The sequence below is a fragment of the Exiguobacterium sp. UBA1053 genome (genome assembly GCF_002316465.1).
GTDB lineage: Bacteria > Bacillota > Bacilli > Exiguobacteriales > Exiguobacteriaceae > Exiguobacterium_A > Exiguobacterium_A abrahamii.
Window position 1 is genome coordinate 1 of record NZ_DCDO01000016.1, and the last position, 5243, is coordinate 5243.

The 5243-nt window shown below is 49.5% G+C and carries 5 protein-coding genes and 1 pseudogene; all 6 read right to left on the reverse strand.

Features of this window, described 5'->3' with window-relative positions; all coding sequences use genetic code 11:
- Positions 1-35: 35 nt before the first annotated feature.
- Positions 36-914 (reverse strand): 16S rRNA (adenine(1518)-N(6)/adenine(1519)-N(6))-dimethyltransferase RsmA, encoded by an 879-nt coding sequence (rsmA, locus tag B3G15_RS13490; RefSeq protein WP_023466540.1) that lies wholly within the window; start codon positions 912-914, stop codon positions 36-38.
- Positions 911-1468: a ribonuclease M5 gene (rnmV, locus tag B3G15_RS13495; RefSeq protein WP_023466539.1), complete on the reverse strand. Its 558-nt coding sequence runs from the start codon at positions 1466-1468 to the stop codon at positions 911-913. Before rnmV ends, rsmA begins: the two co-directional genes overlap by 4 nt.
- A gap of 66 nt (positions 1469-1534) precedes the next feature.
- Positions 1535-2716, reverse strand: a complete 1182-nt coding sequence (locus B3G15_RS13500; protein ID WP_290721774.1) for a 3D domain-containing protein — start codon at positions 2714-2716, stop codon at positions 1535-1537.
- 45 nt (positions 2717-2761) lie between these two features.
- Positions 2762-3529, reverse strand: a complete 768-nt coding sequence (locus B3G15_RS13505; RefSeq protein ID WP_023466535.1) for a TatD family hydrolase — start codon at positions 3527-3529, stop codon at positions 2762-2764.
- A gap of 59 nt (positions 3530-3588) precedes the next feature.
- Positions 3589-3909, reverse strand: a pseudogene (gene metG / locus B3G15_RS13510) (methionine--tRNA ligase subunit beta); the annotation flags it as partial.
- A partial coding sequence (gene metG / locus B3G15_RS13515) for a methionine--tRNA ligase (protein ID WP_414651123.1) occupies positions 3863-5243 on the reverse strand: 1381 nt, incomplete at its 5' end. The pseudogene metG (B3G15_RS13510) and the gene metG (B3G15_RS13515), both read right to left, overlap by 47 nt.

Genomic DNA, 5243 nt, shown 5'->3' on the forward strand with positions numbered 1-5243 from the left:
AAGGGGAAATATTATATCTGTTCTAATCGTATCCGTCAACGTTTTTTAATTGGCAAAAGTGCATCCGCTAACTGTGCGAATTCCTGCAGGCTGAGCGTTTCTCCGCGACGACGTGGTTCGATTCCAGCTTCCAACAATGCCGCTTCGACCGCCGCCTTTTCCGTCTTCCCGAAGTGTGTCGTCAAGTTATTCAAAATCGTTTTCCGGCGTTGTGCAAAACTTGCTCGGACGATTTCGAAGAATAATGCCTCATCCTGTGTCTGTACCGCCGGCTCTTTTCGAATGTTCAAACGGATGACTGCTGAATCGACATTTGGTGCCGGAATGAAGACTTGTTTTGGAACCGTGAAGCAGACTTCAGCTTCCGCATAATACTGAATCGCGATCGATAGAGAACCGTATGCTTTCGTGCCCGGTTTTGCACCGATTCGTTCAGCGACTTCCTTTTGAATCATCATGACGAGCGTCCGAAACGGTGCTTTCGCTTCGAGAATCCGCATGATGATCGGTGTCGTGACGTAATACGGGAGGTTCGCGACGACGGCAATGTCAGTGATGCCTTCTTGCGTGAACTCTTCTGCGACGATCGTCGAAAGATCAAGTTCAAGAGCATCGCCGTGAATGACCTTCGTATGAGGATATGGTGAAAGTGTATCGTCAAGAATCGGTAGCAACCGCTGATCGATTTCAAGAGCGACGACTTTTTTCGCCTGTTTCGCCGATTGTTCCGTCAATGAGCCGATTCCTGGTCCGATCTCGAGTACTCCGCTTTCAGGCGTTAATCCAGCTGCCCCGACGATGTTTCCTAATACGTTTAAATCGATTAAAAAGTTTTGTCCCAACGATTTTTTAAACGAAAAGCCATGTTTCGCTAAAATTTCTTTCGTCCGGTGCAATGTAGCAATGTCTTTCAAACTTCTTCCTCCTCTAATTGTTTCAATGCCGCTTCCCATTCCGCCCGCGTGATTCGGATCGATGCGACGCGTTTGACGAGTTGTTTTGCATTCGGTTCACCAATCGCAAGAATCTGACCGAGACGACGACGACGGATCGAGGCTGCTGGTCCACCAATCAAATCGGCTGCTAGAATCATCTCACGTGTCACTTCGGCAACCGGTGCTTCTTCCGTCTCATAGACAGCAGCGAGCGCCTCTTCGATTGCGGCAGGTGAGGCATGCTCCACACCGATTTTCCCTCGTTTATCTTTTGCTTGAGCACGCGGAAGATAGGCGTGTTTACAGCCTGGTACGCGTTCATTGATTCGGGCACGGATACGATCTCCTGGAAAATCAGGGTCCGTGAAGATGATGACACCGCGTCGTTCCAGTGCCTTCTCGATGCGTTGCATCGTTTGTTCATTAACGGCTGAACCGTTCGTTTCAATTGTATCGACATCAAAGACTTCTTGTAATCGTGTCGTATCATCCCGTCCTTCGACGACTATGACTTCTTTTAAGCGTTTCCGCATGATCTCTCCACCTTCTTCAAACACTCTCGTAATTGTACCTGTTTCCACGAAAAAAACAAGGAAGCGTCACGTGTCCGCTTCCGTTGCACTAGGAATGACCCAGACTTGCAGTTGTTTTCGACCGAACGTCTTCGCTTTTTGTTCTCCATCGACCAAGACATCGATCTTATTTCCTTTGATGGCTCCACCGGTATCGAGGGCGATCGCAAGACCCACTCCTTCGACGTAGACCTTCGTTCCAAGCGGAATGACTTTCGGATCAACCGCGATGATCGGCATCCCTTGATAGGTGATCGTATCCGTCACGTCATACCCGGTCGCTGTCAAGGCACGTCCGTTGTACAAACGACTGCCGTTCGAAGCTGGGTCGTTCGTATACGCCGTCGCTTCGACCATCAAACTCTTCGCACTCGAAAAATCAAGGTCCGCGTCGGCTTTAGGTGTTTCAGTTAGTGGATTCGTCGCCTGCTCTTCGTTAAAGACGGGTGCTTCAGTAGGCGTCTCGATTGGTTTTGTTCCGACCTTGACGACTTGTTTGATCGGTGTCCGTGTCACTTGGTCATCAATCAGTTTCTTCTCTTTGCTAAGACCGTCAGCTAACGTCAATTGATACTTTTTCGTTCGGACACCCGGACGACCAGATGCCGTCACGAGTTGCTCGCCTTCCGGTAAGGTCGGATCCTCGACTTCTTCAATTTCAAACGGCACGAGCTGTTCTTGCGTCAACGTCGCACGACGTGTCGTGTTGACCGTGATCAACGTTCCTTCCGTCACGCGGGTATCGGGATCCGGAGCGACCCGGTCTTCTTTTTGCAATCGAATCCCTTCTCGTGCTAACAATTCCCGAACTGACGTCTCATACGTGTAGATTTGTCGGGCTTTTCCACCAACGACGAGATCAACGGGAAAAGCTTCTCGGTACCGAACGGTCATTCCGTTCGTCAACACAGCGTCAGACGACGGATAAATATCATCCGTATCCGCTTTTTTGATACCACGTTCTGCCAGCAAGTCCTTCACTTGGCGTGCTTGCGTTCGAACGCGACGGGACTCACCGTAGCCCATGATCAGTGTGATTTCTTTCGCCCGCTGAATGACGATCAATCGTTTTTTCGGCAGGTCGGCACTGAGTGCAGGTTCAATCACATCATTGGCACGCGTCGTAATACCGGCTTCTTCAAGTGCTCCATAAACAGAGTCAGCTGTCGTTTCAATTTGTTGTTCTTGGCCATCAATCAAGACAGTCACGATTTGTGGATGANNACCCGATCGTAATGAACGTCAACGAACGCATCATGGCAAACGGAAGACCCGTTTTGCATTTTCCGTCGTCGCTGCTTCGACGTCAGCGTACATCATGCCACGGAGCTGCGCGATCTCTTCGGCGACGAATCGGACGTAAGCCGGTTCGTTGCGTTTACCGCGGTGCGGTGTTGGTGTCAGGTACGGACAATCCGTCTCAACGAGTAGACGATCGAGCGGGACTTCCTGCGCGACACGTTTCGGCATCTTCGCATTCTTGAACGTAACGGGACCTCCGAGTGAAATGTAGAAGTTCATCGCCAGGCATCGTGGTAATAATTCGGCACTCATGCTGTAGCTATGCAGAATCCCGCCGACTTCTTTTGCATCCTCTTCTTCAAGGATCCGTAACGTATCTTCTGTCGCTTCCCGGTTATGGATGACGATTGGTTTCTTTTTCTGCTTCGCGAGACGGATCTGTTTGCGGAAAGCTTCCTGCTGCACATCTTTCGGTGACGTGTCCCAGTGATAGTCGAGTCCGATTTCTCCGAGCGCAACGACTTTTTCGTGATCCATCAACCGTTCGACCTTTTGGTACGCTTCCTCATCAAAATCAATCGAGTCGACGGGATGCCAGCCGATGACCGCATAAAGATCATCGTACGCTTCAACGAGTTCCATCGCACGATCGATCGTCTTATGATCAAATCCGACGACGATCATCGGTGAGACACCGTTCGCGCGTGCCCGCTCGATCGTCTCGTGGACGTCGTCCGCAAATTGGTCTGCATTCAAGTGAGTGTGTGTATCGATTAACATAGCTGTTCGACTCCTTCTTTAAAAAAATGCCTGTGACATGAAGTCCACAGGCATCGGTTTTATTTTACGCTTGCGCCGTTCGCCATCGTTGACGGGACCGTCGCTAGTTCAAGTTTTCCTGCTTTTTCAGCAGCAAGGACCATTCCTTGTGAGAGTTCGCCACGTAACGTGACCGGTTTTAAGTTCGCTACGACGATGACTTTTCGTCCGACTAAATCTTCCGGCTCATACCACTGAGCGATACCAGAGACGATTTGGCGTGTTTCTTTGCCCATATCGACTTGTAGCTTCAATAGTTTTTTCGCCTTTTTGATTTTTTCAGCCGTCACGACTTCACCGACACGTAATTCGATNNGCTTCGACTTCTTCTTTGACGTCGAGACGTGGGAAAATCGGTGTCGCTGTACCGACTTTTGTTCCTGGTGTGATGTCTGCGAATTTCTCGAGCGCTGCCCAGTCCATCGCTTGTCCAGAGAGACCCAGTTGCGCGAAGATCTCTTTGGGTGAACGCGTCATGAACGGTTGCAACATGATCGCTACGTGACGTAAGACGCCGACGAGGTGCACCATGACAGAACCGAGTTCCGCCGTTTTGGATTCGTCTTTTGCAAGCACCCACGGTTGTGTCTCATCAATATATTTATTGGCACGGCTGATCAATTGCCAAATGTTTGACAACACGACAGAGAATTCCATATGTTCCATCGATGCTTCGACTTTCGTGACCGTTTCTTTCGCAAGATCCGACAGTGTCGCATCAAACGGTGTCACGTTACCTGTATAGGCTGGGATCTCACCATCAAAGTATTTCGTGACCATCGCGATCGTCCGGTTGAGTAAGTTCCCGAGATCGTTCGCTAAATCATAGTTCATTCGCTCAACGAATGCTTCAGGTGTGAACATACCGTCCGAACCGAATGGCACTTCCCGTAAGAGGTAGTAACGAAGAGCGTCGAGACCGTAGCGATCCGTCAATGGAATCGGATCAACGACGTTTCCTTTTGATTTCGACATTTTTCCGTCTTTCATCAACAACCAACCATGTGCGAAGACTTTCTTCGGTAATGGGAGGTCAAGCGCCATCAAGAGTGCCGGCCAGATGATCGTGTGGAAACGAACGATTTCTTTTCCGACGAGATGTACATCTGCTGGCCAGTACTTATCGAAGTTACCGTGATCGTCCGTACCATATCCGAGTGACGAGATGTAGTTCGTCAACGCATCGATCCAGACATAGACGACGTGTTTTGGATTCGACGGGACTTGTACACCCCAGTTGAATGTCGTCCGTGAGACCGCTAAGTCTTGAAGACCTGGTTTAATGAAGTTATTGATCATTTCGTGTTTACGTGATTCTGGCAAGATGAATGACGGATTCGCTTCAAAGTACTCAAGTAGACGGTCCGCGTACTTGCTGATCCGGAAGAAGTAACATTCTTCGCGAACGAGTTCGACCGGGTGTCCACTGTCAGGGCTCTTCCCGTCGACGAGTTGTGATTCGGTATAGTACGTCTCATCCGGAATCGAATACCAACCTTCGTATTCACCTAAATAGATATCGCCTGATTCAAGAAGTGTTTCGAACACTTTTTCGACGACTTTCTTGTGACGTGGTTCTGTCGTCCGGATATAATCATCGTACGAGATGTCGAGACGATCCCATAAGACTTTTATCTGTTCGACGACACCGTCGACGAATGCCTGTTCCGAAATC